General features: G+C 70.9%; 13 protein-coding genes. 10 read left to right on the top strand and 3 right to left on the bottom strand.

From position 1 onward, the window contains the following. Positions 1 to 10: 10 nt before the first annotated feature. Genes ACSIH6_RS12165 through ACSIH6_RS12180 form a run of 4 tightly spaced genes read left to right on the top strand, consistent with a single transcriptional unit; the run spans position 11 to position 4,144 of the window. The gene (locus ACSIH6_RS12165) at positions 11 to 1,555 is read left to right on the top strand and encodes an anchored repeat ABC transporter, substrate-binding protein (protein ID WP_435108359.1); all 1,545 of its coding nucleotides are present in this window, start codon (positions 11 to 13) and stop codon (positions 1,553 to 1,555) included. A gap of 26 nt (positions 1,556 to 1,581) precedes the next feature. Further along, positions 1,582 to 2,475 carry a TIGR03773 family transporter-associated surface protein gene (locus tag ACSIH6_RS12170; RefSeq protein ID WP_435108360.1) on the top strand — a complete coding sequence of 298 codons (894 nt, stop codon included), beginning with the start codon at positions 1,582 to 1,584 and terminating at the stop codon, positions 2,473 to 2,475. Beyond that, positions 2,472 to 3,224 carry an anchored repeat-type ABC transporter ATP-binding subunit gene (locus ACSIH6_RS12175; RefSeq protein ID WP_435108361.1) on the top strand — a complete coding sequence of 251 codons (753 nt, stop codon included), beginning with the start codon at positions 2,472 to 2,474 and terminating at the stop codon, positions 3,222 to 3,224. The genes ACSIH6_RS12170 and ACSIH6_RS12175 overlap by 4 nt, the downstream gene beginning before the upstream one ends. Next, positions 3,221 to 4,144, top strand: coding sequence for an anchored repeat-type ABC transporter permease subunit (locus ACSIH6_RS12180; protein WP_435108362.1), 924 nt, complete (start codon positions 3,221 to 3,223; stop codon positions 4,142 to 4,144). The genes ACSIH6_RS12175 and ACSIH6_RS12180 overlap by 4 nt, the downstream gene beginning before the upstream one ends. Positions 4,145 to 4,336: 192 nt before the next feature. Here ACSIH6_RS12180 and ACSIH6_RS12185 read toward each other — a convergent pair whose 3' ends face one another. Next, on the bottom strand, positions 4,337 to 5,254 hold the full coding sequence (locus ACSIH6_RS12185) for a methyltransferase domain-containing protein (RefSeq protein WP_435108363.1): 918 nt from the start codon (positions 5,252 to 5,254) through the stop codon (positions 4,337 to 4,339). A 141-nt stretch (positions 5,255 to 5,395) separates the two neighbouring features. Here ACSIH6_RS12185 and ACSIH6_RS12190 point away from each other — a divergent pair, with 141 nt between their 5' ends. From ACSIH6_RS12190 to ACSIH6_RS12210, 5 genes are all read left to right on the top strand, one after another. Next, on the top strand, positions 5,396 to 6,046 hold the full coding sequence (locus ACSIH6_RS12190) for a class I SAM-dependent methyltransferase (protein ID WP_435108364.1): 651 nt from the start codon (positions 5,396 to 5,398) through the stop codon (positions 6,044 to 6,046). A gap of 196 nt (positions 6,047 to 6,242) precedes the next feature. Further along, positions 6,243 to 7,247 (top strand): ABC transporter substrate-binding protein, encoded by a 1,005-nt coding sequence (locus tag ACSIH6_RS12195; RefSeq protein WP_435108365.1) that lies wholly within the window; start codon positions 6,243 to 6,245, stop codon positions 7,245 to 7,247. Further along, positions 7,247 to 8,038: a class I SAM-dependent methyltransferase gene (locus ACSIH6_RS12200; protein WP_435108366.1), complete on the top strand. Its 792-nt coding sequence runs from the start codon at positions 7,247 to 7,249 to the stop codon at positions 8,036 to 8,038. The genes ACSIH6_RS12195 and ACSIH6_RS12200 overlap by 1 nt, the downstream gene beginning before the upstream one ends. Further along, complete coding sequence (locus ACSIH6_RS12205; protein WP_435108367.1) at positions 8,035 to 9,183, top strand: FecCD family ABC transporter permease; 1,149 nt, start codon at positions 8,035 to 8,037, stop codon at positions 9,181 to 9,183. The genes ACSIH6_RS12200 and ACSIH6_RS12205 overlap by 4 nt, the downstream gene beginning before the upstream one ends. Then, the gene (locus tag ACSIH6_RS12210) at positions 9,180 to 10,007 is read left to right on the top strand and encodes an ABC transporter ATP-binding protein (protein ID WP_435108368.1); all 828 of its coding nucleotides are present in this window, start codon (positions 9,180 to 9,182) and stop codon (positions 10,005 to 10,007) included. The genes ACSIH6_RS12205 and ACSIH6_RS12210 overlap by 4 nt, the downstream gene beginning before the upstream one ends. A gap of 299 nt (positions 10,008 to 10,306) precedes the next feature. Here the strand turns inward: ACSIH6_RS12210 and ACSIH6_RS12215 are convergent, their stop codons facing one another. Beyond that, a complete protein-coding gene (locus ACSIH6_RS12215) occupies positions 10,307 to 10,786 on the bottom strand; it encodes an NUDIX domain-containing protein (protein WP_435108369.1) in 480 nt (159 codons plus the stop codon). Between the two features lie 300 nt (positions 10,787 to 11,086). On the opposite strand from ACSIH6_RS12215, the gene ACSIH6_RS12220 reads away from it, so the two are divergent. Continuing rightward, positions 11,087 to 13,210 carry an SMI1/KNR4 family protein gene (locus tag ACSIH6_RS12220; protein ID WP_435108370.1) on the top strand — a complete coding sequence of 708 codons (2,124 nt, stop codon included), beginning with the start codon at positions 11,087 to 11,089 and terminating at the stop codon, positions 13,208 to 13,210. Between the two features lie 114 nt (positions 13,211 to 13,324). On the opposite strand, the gene ACSIH6_RS12225 is transcribed toward ACSIH6_RS12220, so the two are convergent. Further along, positions 13,325 to 15,145, bottom strand: coding sequence for an outer membrane protein assembly factor BamB family protein (locus ACSIH6_RS12225; RefSeq protein ID WP_435108371.1), 1,821 nt, complete (start codon positions 15,143 to 15,145; stop codon positions 13,325 to 13,327). Positions 15,146 to 15,316: the final 171 nt, after the last annotated feature.

Consider the following 15,316-nt stretch of genomic DNA (forward strand, 5'->3'; position numbering starts at 1 on the left):
CCCGACGACGATGAGAGAGCACATGCGCGCCATCCGGGCGGCCGCGGCAGCCCTGGCACTGACCACGGCACTGGCCGGCTGTTCGGGTGCGGCCTCCGGCGCTGACGGAGGGCTGACCGTGGTCACCACCACGGAGATCCTCGCCGACCTGGCCTCCCAGGTCGGCGGGGACCTGGTCGACGCCTCGTCCCTGGTCCCGCCCGGCGGGGACCCCCACTCCTACGAGCCGACTCCGGCCGACGCGGTACGCGTCACCGAGGCGGACGTGGCCTTCACCAACCACCTGCTCCTGGAGGAGCAGGCCCTGATCAAGGCCATCGACAACAACATCCCCGAAGACGCCCTCAACGTCTCCCTGGCCGAGGTGTCCGAGACCTACGGCGCCAACGTGATCCCCCTGGTGGAGGACCTGGGGCTGGACGTCATCTGGTTGGGGCTGCGTGTCCGCGGGGACGGGGAGGGTCTGGGCGCGACCCGGACCTCGACCGTGCACCTGAGGGCCACCGGCCTGGACGGGCCCGGAGACCTGCGGCTCTACCTCACCGAGGCCCTGGGCACCCCGGTGGTGTACTTCGACTCCGCCGACGGGTTCGACGAGACCGATTCGGCGCCCCTGCCCCCCGCGGCCCACACCCACCTCAACTGGGCGTTCGACGAACCGGGCGAGTACACGCTGGACCTGGAGGCCTTCTTGGAGGTCGAGGACGGGCAGGCCCCCACACCGGTCGCGGAGGGATCCTTCCGGCTCGCGGTGGGGATGGAACCGCGCGACGTCGAGGGGGGCGACGGCCTCCGTGTCCTGGACAGGGGGCACACGGACCTCACCGTGGACCTGGACACCGGGGAGATGTACGCCTACGTCGACGAGGAGGTGGGCGCCGACCAGGAGATCGTCCCCGCGGACGAGATCGTCATCGACGTGCCGAACAAGGCGGTGGAGACCGTCCCCGACGACCCGGCCTTCTCCTTCCTGGGGACGCCCGGGGAAGAGGTCTACCAGCTGCCCCAGGCGGTGCTCGGCAGGCACGTCCACGGGGAGATCGACCCCCACCTGTGGCAGGACGTCTCCAACGCCGCCGCCTACGTCCAGCTGATCCGCGACACCCTCGTGGAGGCCGACCCCGGCAACGGGGAGACCTACCACGCCAACGCCGACGCCTACCTGGCGGAGCTGGCCGAACTCGACGCCCACGTCACGCGGACCATCGAGGAGATCCCCGAGGACCGGCGCCAGCTCATCACCACGCATGACGCGTTCGGCTACCTGGCCGAGGCCTACGGGATGACGGTCGCCGGTTTCGTCGTCCCCAACCCCGCGCAGGAGCCCAGCCCCCAACAGGTGGCCGCGCTCACCCGGACGATCGGCAACCTCGACGTCCCCGCGGTGTTCATGGAACCCAACCTCGCCCGCCGGGCCTCGGTGCTCACCCAGGTGGCCGAGGACGAGGGGGTGCGGGTGTGCAAGCTCTACGGGGACGCCTTCGACGAGGAGACGCGGAGCTACACCGGCATGATGCGCCACAACGCCGACGAACTGCTCAGGTGCCTGGGATGAACCCGGTGAGAGACGGAAGAGGAAAGATGCGCACAGGCCCATGGGCTCGATCCGCCACGGCCTTCGTCGGCGTGGCGCTGCTGATGTCGCCCCCGGTCGCGGCCGCCGCCCAGGACACGGACGGGGGCAGCACGGTCCACTCCGGCGAGTCGCAGGCACAGGGGCGGGCGGTCATCGCTGACGGCCACGTCGATCTCGGCCCGCGCTTCGTGGACGGGGAATGGGCGCTCCAGGTCCGCGACGACACCGTCTCCCCGGCGGTGTGGCGAGACCTGCCCGACGTGGTCCTGCAAGCCGCCGACACCGCCACCGTCGAGGTCCCCGACGACGAACGCTTCGCCTTCCTGGGCGCCCCGGGGGACCAGGTGTGGATGCTGCCCCAGGTCCAACAGGACGGAGTGCTGTGGCCCGGATGGAACACCCAGGACCCGGAGGTCGCCTCCTCGGTCGACCGTGAGGTCACCTGGACCCTGCACGGTGCGGAGGGGCCGGGGGACTTCACCCTGTTCCTCAACACCGACTTCGGGGATCCGCGGATCGTCTTCGACGGCGGCGGGGAACTGCCGCAGGAGACCGGTGTGGACCTGGGTACCCACGCTCACGGGAACTGGGCCTTCACCGCCCCGGGCACCTACCTGTTGGACATCGGGATGAGCGCCGCCACGCTCGACGGGGAACAGGTGGAAGACCGCGGGTTCCTGGCCGTCCACGCGGGCGAGGAGAACCCCGAGGCCGCGTTCGACCTGCTGGCGCAGCGGTCGCCGGCCCAGACCCCGGACGCCGCCGCCGAGGGCGGCACCGGTGACCTGCCCGGGTGGGTGTGGGCCGCGGGCGGCGCGGGAGCGGTCGTGCTCCTCGTGTCGGCCGTCCTGCTGGGACTGCTCCTGGGCCGTCGTGCCCGGAACGGGAGGGAGTCATGACCGCCGGTGTGCTCGACGTGGAGGACGTGGCCGTCGACCTGGCCGGTCGGAGGGTGCTGACCGGGGTGACCATGAGCGTCGCCGCCGGGGAGACCGTCGGCCTGATCGGTCCCAACGGCGCGGGCAAGACGACTCTGCTCCGGGTCGTCCTGGGACTGGTGCCCCCGGCGGGAGGACGGGTACGGATCTCCGGGGCCCCGGCGGCCGGTAGCAGGGGAACCATCGGCTACGTCCCCCAGCGCCACGAGTTCGCCTGGGACTTCCCGGTCTCGGTGGCGGGGGCGGTCATGACCGGGCGGACGCACCGCATCGGGTGGCTGCGCCCTCCCCGGCGCGACGACCGCGCGGCCGTGGCCGAGGCCCTGGAACGGGTGGACATGACGGACCTGCGCGACCGTCCGGTGGGGGAGCTCTCCGGCGGGCAGCGCCAGCGCGTCCTGGTCGCCCGCGCGCTGGCCCTGCGTCCACGGCTGCTGCTCCTGGACGAGCCGTACACGGGGTTGGACGTGCCCACCCAGGAACTCCTCGACGGACTGTTTACCCGGTTGGCCGCGGAAGGGACCGCACTGCTCATGACCACGCACGACCTGTCCGCGGCCGCCCGTTCCTGCGGGCGGCTGGTGCTGCTGAACAGGTCCGTGGTGGCCCAGGGAAGCGCCGAGGAACTGCGCGATCCGGCTGTCTGGCTCAGGGCCTTCGGCGTCACCGGCTCCGACCGGCTCCTGCACGTGCTGGGGGTGGAGAAGTGATCGAGTTCCTCACGTCCCCCTGGGAGTACTCCTTCTGGCAGCGGGCCTTCCTGGTGGCCCTGATGTCCGGTGCCGTCTGCGGGGTGATCGGCTCCCATGTGGTGCTGCGCGGTATGTCCTTCATCGGCGACGCCGTGGCCCACGCGGTCTTCCCCGGTGTCGCCGTGTCCTTCGTCCTGGGCGCGAACCTGGTCCTGGGAGGCGCCGTCGCGGGTGTCGTGACCGCGGTCCTGGTGGCGGTGTTCTCCCAGAACAGGAGGCTGAAGGAGGACAGCGTCATCGGGGTGTTCTTCGCCGGTGCCTTCGGCCTCGGCATCGTCATCCTGAGCACCGCCCCCGGCTACGGGGGGTCGCTGGAGTCCTTCCTGTTCGGGTCCATCCTCGGGATCGGCGACGCCGACGTGCGCAACATCGCGGTCATCGGAGCCGGGCTGCTACTGGTCGCGCTGCTGGTCCACAAGGAGCTGGTGACGGTCGGATTGGACCGGGAGAGCGCCAGGGCCATGGGCCTGCCCGTCTTCGCCCTCGACCTGCTCCTCTACGTGATGGTGACCCTGGCGATCGTCGTGTCCCTCCAGGCGGTGGGCAACATCCTGGTGCTGGCGCTGCTGATCACCCCCGCGGCGACGGCGCGGCTGCTCACCGAACGGTTGGGGATGATGATGCTGCTGGCACCGGTCCTGGGCGGCCTCGGTTCCCTCGCCGGCCTGTACGCGTCCTACGCCCTCAACCTGGCCGCGGGCGGCATGATCGTCCTGGTCCTGACCGGGATGTTCCTGCTGACCTGGTTCGCAGCGCCCAGGCACGGCCTGGTGGGCCGACTGGTGCGGCGCCGACGACAGGCCGACGTGCTCACTCCCGGAACGGACGTCGATCCCGCCGAGCCCGGGGGAGAGGCCAGGGCGCCGTCACAGATGTGAAGAGCGGAGAGTGGGAGAAGTGAACGACGTGGGAAGAGGGGGCGCCCGGCCGGTTCCGGGAGCGCGAGCCCGGTAGCCGGACCGGGTGCGGGCGGGTTGTCCGGCGCGGTCGTCCGGCGGTCGTGGAGACGACGCGGCACGAGCGCTGACCAGCGGCGGATCCATGTGCCGTGCTGTGCGAGCGCCGCGCGGTCAGGCGGCTGGGGCGCGGCCGGTCCACAGCAGGGTGGGCTGGACCACGTAGGTGGTCGGATCGGCGCCTATCCATGCGGGACTGGTCGGATCGAGCAGTTCCTCCGCACGTACGAGATCGGAGTCCGTCATGCCCGCGGCCCGCCCGTTGGAGGCCGCGGCGCGGCGCATCTCGGGCCAGACAATCTGCTCCAGGTAAGCCCAGGCCGTGGGGTCGGCGGTGGCCGGAGAAGCGACCAATGGGAAGACGCGCAGGGTGATGTCGGTCAGTCCTGCGTCACGCATCCAGGCACCCAGCCGTTCGTGGTGGGTCGGCCCGTCCGCTGGCAGCGCCCAGGTGAGCTCGGAGGCGGTCCTGACGAGCCGTTCGAGCCGTGAATGTCCTGGCAGGAACATCGACTGGTAGTAGTTCGTCGTGAACAGGGCCAGTGTGCCACCCGGCACGAGCGCGTCGGTGAGGGTTCGAACGACCTCTGTCGGGTCGGCGAAGGTCGTGGGCCACAGGACGTCTGAGGACCACACCAGGTCGAAGGCGCCACCGGCGGCCGAGGCCTCGGCCGCGACGTCACGTATGTCGGCGACGCGTAGACCGACCAGGCGTTCCAGCCGTAGATCGTCGACCAGGAGCCTTGCCGCCGCGATCGCGCGCGCGTCCGCGTCGACGGCCGTCACCGTTCCGTCGCCGCCAGCGGCGCGGACCAGGCGGGCCAGGCCGCGCAACGCGCCGCCGCCCCCCGTGCCCGCGTCGAGTACACGTGTGTGACGACCTGACCTCGTCTGATCGAGCGTCGCGATCGCGGCCGCGACGGCGGGGGCGGTGAAGTCCCGGTTCCTGACCAGGTAGCGGACGTAGGGATCAGTGACCGATGCGACACCGGCGGCGTTCGGAAGTGACGGGATGCCCTCGTCGGTGTTCACGATGCCTCCGTCAAGTAAACTGATAACAGTTATCATTATCATATGGGGGAGTGGCTCTGGCAAACCCGGGCAGGACCTGCGTACTTGCTGTTCCGGCAAAAGAGATTGCCCGGAATCACGGGTGTCGGCGAGCATCGCCGTATGACACATGACGGTCAGGACCTCACCTCACCCAGCACCGAGTTCTGGGAACCGCTGCACCAGTCAGCCGAGCCCGTAACGGCGCCCCCGCCCAATGCCCGGCTCACCGAGCTGGTACGTGACCTCGAGCTGGCGCCGGGTCACGCCTGTGATCTCGGCTCCGGCCGCGGCGGAGACGCCCGGTGGCTGGCTTCCCTGGGCTGGCACGTCACCGCGACCGAGGTCTCGGCCACGGCGGTCGCGCGCATCGCCGACATGGCCGCCGCGCAGGGCCTCGACCGCCTGCGAGCCGAGCGGCACGACCTGTCCCGTACGCTGCCCACCGGACCGTTCGGCCTGGTCTACGCCTGTTACTTCCACAGTCCGGTGGCGTTCGGCCGAGAAGAGGTCCTACGCCGCGCTGCTCAGCACGTGGCGGTCGGCGGTCGCCTGGTCATCATCGACCACGCGTCCACCGCGCCCTGGTCCTGGCGCTTCGAAGACGAGGAGCCCGCGTTCCCCACACCGGAGGAGACCCTGGGCACGCTGATGCTCGCAGACGGCTGGATCACCGAACGCTGCGAAAGCGCTGAGCGAGTGGCCAACGGACCCGACGGTACGACGGCCCGCGTCACGGACAACGTGATCGTGGTCCGCCGCCGTCACACCTGACGATCCCGCCACCGCTCCGGCGGCGAGATCGGTGTGTCCCGCGTTTCCCGGAGTCGTGTTCCTGAACTCCGGGGCCACGTGACCTCAAGGAGGAGGCGTCCGCGGGCGCCTCCTCGGCCGTCACCCAGTGGAGTACGGCCTGGTGGCAGAGGCACTGTAGTCTACGGGCGTGACATTGAAAATCATTATCAAAACCGTGGGTGTCGCGTCGACTCTCGCTCTGGCCGGGTGTGCGACGGCGTCCGTCCCCGAAACCGACTCCGCGGCGGCAGCGGACGAGGGCGCGACCTCCTACCCCCTCAGCGTCGAGAACTGCGACGCCGAGGTGACCGTCGAGCAGGCTCCCGAGCGCGCGGTCTCGTTGAACCAGTCGGCCACCGAGATCATGATCGAACTCGGCCTCGCTGATCGCATGGCAGGCACCTCCTACGAAACCGATCCCGTCCCGAGCGACATCGCCGACGCCTACGAGAGCATCCCTCTGCTCACGGACGGCCTGCTCAAGCACGAGACACTGCTCGAGTCACAGCCCGACTTCGTCTACTCGTCGTTCGCCTCGTTCCTCACCGCCGAGAACGCCGGTGAGCGCGCCGAACTGCACGAGCTCGGCGTCCCGACCTATCTGAGCGAGTTCGACTGCACCTACCACGAGGCCGTCGAGGGCGGCGCGACCTTCGAGATGCTCTTCGACGAGATCGAGACGATCGCCGAGGTCTTCGACGTGCCCGACGCCGGCCGGGAGCTCGTCGCCGAGCAACAGGCCGTGGTCGACGAGGGACTCGAGATCGCCGAACAGATCGAGGGCACGCCGAGTCTGGTCTGGTTCTACTCGACCGCGTCATCCTCCTCCACCCCGTCGGTCGCGGGACCCGGTGGGCTCCCGCAGACCGTGACCGAGATGCTCGGCGCCGAGAACGCCTTCAGCGACGCCTCGACCAAATGGCCGGAGGTCAGCTGGGACGAGGTCGCCGCGCGCAACCCCGATGTGCTCGTGCTCGCCGACCTGAGCCGCGGATACCCCGGCGACACGGCCGAGGAGAAGATCGAGTTCCTCAAGAACGACCCGCTGACCTCGACCATGGACGCCGTCGTCAACGACCGCTTCATCGTCGTGCCCGGACAGCACATGGACCCGTCGGTCCACAGTGTGCAGGCCATCCCGACCGTCGCGCAGGGCCTCATCGACATGGAGGCGAAGTAATGACGGCCACGAACGCCCTCGAACGGCTCATCCGTGACTGGGACGATCAGCAGGCGGCGTACATCACCCACCGCGAGCAGAGGTTCGAGATCATGCTCGACGTCATCACGCGGATGTGCGCCTCCTCGGACGAGTTCGAGGCCGACGGAACCGGCATGACCGTTCTCGACCTGGCGTGCGGCCCCGGCAGCCTCTCGCAGCGCGTCCTCGACCGGTTCCCGGGTGCTCGGGTGATCGGAGTCGACTACGACCCGGTGCTGCTCGCGATCGCGGGCTCCTGGCTCGGCCAACGCCACGGTTCACGCTTCACGGCTGTCGATGTCGACCTGGCAACGCCCGGTTGGAGGGCTCAGCTGCCCGACGGGCCGGTGCACGTCGCCGTCTCCTCGACCGCGCTGCACTGGCTGGAGCCGGCACGGCTCGTCGCCGTCTACGACACCCTGGGCGCCCTGCTCCCCGCCGACGGTGTCTTCATGAACGCCGACCACCTGCGCTACGACCCGCGCTCGCAGCCGTTTCTCACCGAGGCGGCGGCCGCTGACGACGAACGCACCCAGCATGACGCGCACGCGCGGGGTGTGCAGACCTGGGACGAGTGGTGGGCGGACGCCGTCGCGCATGACGCGTTCGGACAGCACCACGCCGAGCGCGAGCACCGCTTCGCCGACCGCCCGCCCACACCGCACGCACCGCTCGAGTTGCACCTGCAAGCGCTCAGCACCGCCGGATTCGCCGAAACCGGCGTCATCTGGCGGTACTACGACGATGTCGTGGTGTTCGCGCGAAGATGACAAGACTCACCGATTCCTCGCAGGCCAGCCCGCGTGACACGGGTGCGCTCTCCGGCGCCGCCCCCCTGGCGGCGCAGGCAACGGCAGGTGATGCCGCGTTCTCTCCAGTACGCAGACCGGGCAGGCTGCGCTCGTCCCTCATCGTCGGCACGTTCATCGTCGCGCTGTGCGTGTCGATCATCGTCGCGACCTTCGTCGGCACAGCGAACATCGGGGCGCTCGACGTGCTCGGGATCATCCTGCGCAATATCGGGCTGGGCGCACTCGCCCCCGTTCCGTCGGCACCGCCGCTCATCGACGCCCTCGTCTGGGAGTCGCGTCTGCCACGTGTGCTCCTCGCCGCCGTGGTCGGGCTCGGACTCTCGATCTCGGGCGCGGTACTACAGTCGATCACCCGTAACCCGCTCGCCGAACCGTACCTGCTCGGTGTCTCCTCCGGGGCGTCCACCGGGGCGGTCTCGATCATGATCCTCGGGCTCGGCTCGGGCGCGGTGACCCTCTCCATGGGCGCCTTCGCCGGCGCGCTGGTCGCCTTCGCGATCGTGCTGTTCCTCATCGGGGGCGGACGGGTCTCCAACCCCGCTCGCGTGGTGCTCACCGGTGTGCTCGTGTCACAGTTCTTCTCAGCGATCACCTCGCTCGTGCTGATGCTCGACGGCGACGCGGACGCCACCCGAGGCTTCACCTACTGGCTGCTCGGCTCACTCGGGGGCGCACGCTGGGAGCCGCTGATCGTGGCATCCGCCGTCATCGTGCTCGGAGCCGTCGGCTGCCTGTTCTTCGCGTCGGCTCTGGACGCGTTCACCTTCGGCTGGGACACCGCCTCCTCGCTCGGGATCAACGTGACCCTGGCACGGGTGACGCTCATGGTTCTCACCGCGCTCGTCACGGCGGCGGCCGTCGCGGCATCCGGAGCGATCGGGTTCATCGGGCTGCTCGTGCCGCACATCGTGCGTCTGCTGGCTGGGCCCACGCACCGCCTGCTGCTTCCCCTCACGGGGCTCGGGGGCGCGATCTTCCTGGTGTGGGTCGACACCTTCGCCCGCTCGGCGTTCTCGCCACATGAGATTCCGGTGGGAGTGATCACGGCGCTGCTCGGTGCGCCGGTGTTCGCGATCGTTCTGGGCAAGGCGGCCCGACAATGACGGCACTGGCGGCGAACGACATCACGTGGTCGGTCGACAGAACACGCATCCTCGACGGGGTCTCGATCGAGGCGCGCTCCAACGAGGTGCTCGCCGTGCTCGGGCCGAACGGGGCCGGCAAGACCTCACTGCTGCGCATCCTGGCGGGGCTTCGGCGGCCGGATGCCGGGACGGTGCTCCTGGGCGGGGAACCGGTTCGCTCGTTGCCCCGGCGCGCGGTCGCCCGGCGGGTGGCGATCGTGGAACAGTCGCCCGAGGTGCACACCGACATCACCGTCGACGAGGCCGTGGCGCTCGGCAGAACGCCGTACCGCAGCACCTTCGCCGGACTGGACGGCGAGGACCGTGCCGCGATCGAACAGGCGCTCGCCCTCACCGGGATGCGCGCGTACCGGTCGCGGTCGTGGCGGACACTCTCCGGCGGTGAACAACAGCGCGCCCAGCTCGCCCGCGCGCTCGCGCAGCGGCCGGAGGTGATCGTGCTGGACGAGCCCACCAACCACCTCGACATCCGCTACCAGCTCGAGGTCCTCACCCTGCTGCTCTCCCTCGACATGACGGTGGTGACCGCCCTTCACGACCTCAACCTGGCCGCACGCTACTGCGACCGGGTCGCGGTCCTGCACGCCGGTCAGGTCGCGGCATCGGGACCGCCCGCCGCTGTGCTGACACCCGAGCTCATCCGTTCCGTCTACGCGGTCGAAGCCGTCGTCGACACCTCTCCGCACACGGGTGCGCCGGTCGTGACCTACCTGGATGGTGTATCCGGACGCTCTTCGTCGACGCCTGCTCTCGGGTCACCCCGTCAGCACCAGACGGAGTGAGCCGTTCCGCGCGGCCTCTCGCGGCCGTGCATGAAAGTCCTACTCCTCGCCCGCCAAGCGGACCGCGATCGTCGACGGAACGGTGCGGGCGGCCTCGAACAGGATCCTGCTCCGTGACCTGACCCGCTCACACCGGAGGAGAACGGGAAGGTCCCAGGCTCCGCGCACGCGGGGACGATGGGACCTTCCTCGTTCGCGTTCTGTGGCGCGTGGTGTCCTCGATCCGCCAGCGGTGTTCCCCGGGTCGGCTCTTCGCTGTTGTCCGGTCGCTGTTGTCCGGTCGGTTCGGGCTGGCGGATTCACGCACGGGGCGTCTCCGTGCGGGGGCCGGCCACCAGGTCGCCCAGGTCGCCCAGGTTGTCCTCCAGGAACCGTGCCAGCGAGTCCGGGAGCAGACTGATGCCCTTGAGGGTTTCGTCGGTACCGGGGAGGACGACGGTCTCGTAGGTTCCCCGCGTGGGATCGGAGAACTCCGGTCCGGTACGGCTGGAGGGGTCCATCGCCGTCAACCGCGCGACGAACACGTGCTGGATGAGGGTTCCTTCGGGGAGTTCATCGGTGATGACCACAACCTTGCGCACCCGGTCGATGTGCCCGCCGAGTTCCTCGAAGACCTCGCGGTGCAGGGCCGCCTCCACGCTGGCGTCCTCCGGCTCGACACCTCCTCCGGCCGTGACCCAGTAGGGGGCGCGGCCGGGACGGGTCCGCTTGATAAGCACCAGCCGCTGCTGCCGGTCGAACAGGATCGCGCGGGCCTTCTGCTTGATGATCTTGGGCATGTCCGCATTCTTGCCGTGGTCGGGGTCGGTTGTCTCAGAGGACGAGAGAACTCTGTTCCAGAGGCGGACCGGTCCAGGGCCACCCCGAACTCCGCGGTCGAGGAGTCCTCACCGCGCCGGGGGTGATTCCTTGGCACCAAGGCTCTGTGAGCCTCCCCGGACCCGGGCGTCGTCACGGCGGCCGGGTTCCGGCCGGGGACCGGAACGTCGGTGCGCACGCGTACCCTCCTTGCGGATGCGTGAGCGGCGACGCCCGCCTCCCCTCCGGCCGATCCCCACCCCCTCACCGCTGGGACCCCCATGACAGAGCACACGACCCCCCTCGCCTTCTCCACCGAGCGCCGACGCGTCGGCGCGCAGGAGTGGACGGGCGCCCCCCGGCTCAACGTCCTCCTCGAACCGGGGGAGCCGGTCGCACCGGCCCGAATCGGCTGGCGCGACTGCGAGGGCGGCGAGGCCGCAGCCGTGTTCGGCCCCGGTATGGACGGGTTCACCGGCACACGCGTCACCTCCGACGGGATCCAGTACGAGTGGCGGGGGACCCGCCTGGACGAACCCCCCGAACGTCCCGGCCACCGGTTCCGGCTCCAGGGCGGGGACGGGGAGCTGCGTCTGCTCGTCGAGGACGGAGGGCCTCCGCTCACGCGGGTCGACTGGGCCGACCGCGAGGGCGGAGGGGGGACGGTTCTGCTGCGCGCCGTCGAACTGGAGCCGGTCGCCGGCCCCAGCGCGGAGGGCCTCACCCGCATGGTGCGCTCGGTGCGCGCGGGTGACGAGTACGCCGAGGCGGGCGAGGCGGCCCTCAACCTGCTCGACGCCACCGCCGGGAAGTGGCTGTCACGGCGCCGCGCCGACCGGCTGGACTTCACGATGTCCGCGCCCGTCACCGTCCGGCGCTACGTGCTGGACTCCGCCAACGACTTCCCCGACCGCGACCCCGCGGACTGGTTCCTGCTGGGGTCTTCGGACGGACAGGAGTGGACCCCCCTCGACGCCCGGTCCGGCGAGTTCTTCCCCGCCCGCCACCTGGCGCGCGACTTCACCGTCAGCGGCCCCGGTGCGGACACGTCCTGGCGGTACCTGCGGCTGGAGGTCACCCGCAACGCGGGTGCGGGGCAGACCCAGCTCAACCGGGTGCGGTTCTTCGCCGAGGACCGCGTCTACGAGGCCTTCCACGGGTTGCGCCACACGGCGCGGAGCGGTCCGGAACCGTTCCTGGGCCTGGCGGTCGCCCCAGATGACGAGGGTGCGCCCGCGCTCCCGGCGACCGCCGAGGAGTGGCGGGCCTACCTCACCGAGTACAGCGCCGACATGCTGCGTGTCGCCGAGGCGGAGGGGGAGGAGGTCGACGAGGAGGAGCGGACCTCGTCCTGGCTCGGCAACGAGGGCGCCCCGGAGGAGCGGATCGCGGCTGTGGAGGAGCGCCTGGGCCGTCGGCTGCCGCCGAGCTACCGCTCCTTCCTCGCCGCGTCCGACGGCTGGGGGAGGATGGGGGCGTTCGTCTACGAGCTGAGCTCAGCCGCCGACCTGGAGTGGCTCGGTCTGGCGGACATGCTCGGTCTGGATGAGGAGGACCTGGAGGACGAGGGGCTGGTCGGGCCGCTGCTGCTGGTGTCCTCCGACACCGATGCCCAGTACTGGTTCCTGGACGCGGGCGACGTCTCCCCGGACGGGGAGTGGGCGGCCCACATCTGGGCGAGCTGGTACCCCGGCCTGGGCGATCGGCACCGCTCCTTCGCCTCGCTCGTCCACGCCGAGCGCGTCTCCTTCGAGGAACTCAGTGGTGGCGAGGGACACCCGGTGCGGTCCGATGACGCCGAGGAACTGCTGGAGCTGGGGCGCCGTGAGGCGCTGGCCGGAAACGTGGACCTCGCACTCACGGCCTTCGACCGGGCCCAGACCCAGGGGTCGGCCGCGGCCGCCTACCTCAAGGTGGTCCTGTCCGCCTTCCTGGAGCCGCGGTGGGTCCACCACGAGCTGCGCAACGCCCTGTCGTCCCGGGTGGTGGACGAGATCGGGGTGGAGCAGATCCGGGACGAGGCGGTCCCACTCGCGCTGTACGGTCTCTCCCTCGACTCCACCGGTAACGTGGGCCCCTTGCTGGGGGCTCTGCGTGAGGTGGTGCCGGGGCTGCCCGGAGAGGCGGAGGGATCCGTCTGGAACGCGTGGCTGGACGAGCACCGGGCGCCCGAGCCCCCGGAGTTCGAGGAGGCCCTGGAGACCGCCCGAGTGCTGGCGGCGCGGGGCGCCCGGGACGAGGCCTGGGCCGTGATCGAGGAGGCTCTGCCCGGGTGGTACCCCACCGCGCCGAACCGTATCGCGCCCGTGGTGCTGCTCACCGACCCCGCTCTGAGAGATGTGGTCACCCGGGCCCGTGCCAGGGAGGCGGCTTTCACCACACGGGGCGTCCGCACTTCCGCTTGAGGCGGGTGCGTCCCGCCAGAGACGGGCCTGACGTGGCTCCCAGCTCCTGCCCGGTCGTTCTGGCTGCTTCCTCCTGCCTCTGAGACATCGGACGCTGGCCGCGACAGTCGAGTGTCAGGGAACCAGGCCGTACAGGTCCCCTGCGCGGGAGACCACCGCGCCGGGGACCGGGAGGGTGCTGTACCCGCCGCTGCCCATCAGGTCATCCGTGTCCTCCACGGTCCCGGCTTCGTCCAGGAGGACCCGTGTCCATCCCCGTTGTGCCTCCTCGCCCTCCCAGGGCAGGACCGCGACCGCGCGGACCCGGCGGTCGTCACCGTCGCGGGCCAGGTAGGGCACGGCCAGCACCGAACCCAGGACGTGCGCCCGCTCCACCGCCACCCACAGATTCGCGTCCACCTCGACCTCGGTGCGCTGGACGACCTCCCCCGCGGCGTCGGTGACCAGGAGCAGAGCGGGTTCCTCACTGCCCTGGTCGCGGAGCACCACCGCGCCAGCGGTGTCGATGGCCAGGGTGTGGTCTCGTGCCTCGTCCGGCACCCGGGGGCGGACCGGCGCGGGCGCGCCGTCGGCGAGGGCGAACACCCCGCCCGCCGTCAGGGCCACCGCGTCGCCCCCGTGCCCCTCACGGACGGTGCCGACACCGGGCATGTCCACACGGTTCAGGTCGTCGGGCGTCCACTCATGGCGCCACACCTGCTCGCCGGTGGCCGCGTCCAGCGCGGTCACGCTCTCCACCGCGTCCGCGGGCACGTCCATGCCGTACAGGGCCGAGTCCACGTCCTGGTCGGGGATGTGCTCCTGGTCCAGGCACAGGCTCGCCACCAGCACCCGGTCGCCGTGGCCGCGGATCCCGCCGTCCTCGGCCCACAGGCACCAGCGCTCGCCGGGCCCTTCCTGGAGTTCGACCTCCCACAGGCGCTCGGTGGAGTCGGTGGCGTAGGCCACGACCAAGGGCCGTTCATCCTCGTGGACGCGAAAGACGCGCACGTCGGGGGTGAGATAGCGGACCTTCGGAGGCTCCTCCTGTCCCTCCCACACCAATGCGGGCACGGGCGCCTCGCGCACGACCTCCCCGGTGGCGGCGTCCAGCACCACCATCGTCCGGGTCACGGGCTCGGGCTGGGCCTCGGTGACGTGCGACAGGTAGGCGTAGCGGTCCTGGCCCGCGAACACCCCGGCCTCCACACGGCGGGCGAAGGGCCTGCGGTAGGTCCACAGCTCCTCGCCGGTGGCCCCGTCCAGGGCCACGAACCCGTCGGAGTGGCGCACCAGGGGCCCGCGCGGTCCCCGCTCCACGCCCAGCACCATGTGCTCGGGGTGCCAGGTCCAGCCCACCCGGCTGATCGTGGCCGGGACCGGAACCGCCCCGCCCTCCTCCTCGGCCACAGTGTGCTCCACCATGAGCAGGTGGGACATGGCCGCGGGGACCAGCGTCCAGACCAACACCACGCCCAGGGCGCCCGCCGCCAGGCCGGTCAGCACCCGCTTCCACCGGTGCCAGGGCAGGGCGGTGGCCGCTCCCAGGACCAGCGCCGTGCCCAGGGCCACCAGGCACACTCCGGCCCACAGGGCGACGACGTCGTCGGGAAAGACGCGGTAACCGTCGTTGTCCACCGCCAGGACCAGATGGCGGGTGGGGAAGGCCGCCCACACCACCACCAGCGCCGCCAGGATGACGGCTCCGCGCCCCAGCACACCGCCCGTGGTCGGACGCGCGGTGAGCCGGTCGGGGTCGCGGGTGGCGGTCAGGGACACCCATCCCAGCACCGCGGCCGCCAGGAGCAGCGTCGGGCCGACCAGGAGCGCCAGGTCCTGGCCGCCCGGCGCGGTGTGCTCGGAAAAACCGGATACCCGAGGGGTGGCGAGGACCAGAGCGCCCACGAGCACCGCGACCCCGCTCCAGCCGAGCACGTCCCCGACACGTCGTCCCACCGGTTCCACGCCCTGTTCCTGTCCGGCCCTACGGTTGGCTCGGGCAGTCTAGGGCTGGGGCGTCGCCGCGATCACGGCGGGTGGACCGCTGGCGCGAACGGGCCCGCACGTCGCGGTCCAGTCGTCCCAGGGCACGGCGGCCAGGACCTGCCCGTGGTGTAAGGGGGGAAG

Source organism: Nocardiopsis synnemataformans (assembly GCF_965343085.1).
In the GTDB taxonomy this organism is placed as follows: domain Bacteria; phylum Actinomycetota; class Actinomycetes; order Streptosporangiales; family Streptosporangiaceae; genus Nocardiopsis; species Nocardiopsis alborubida.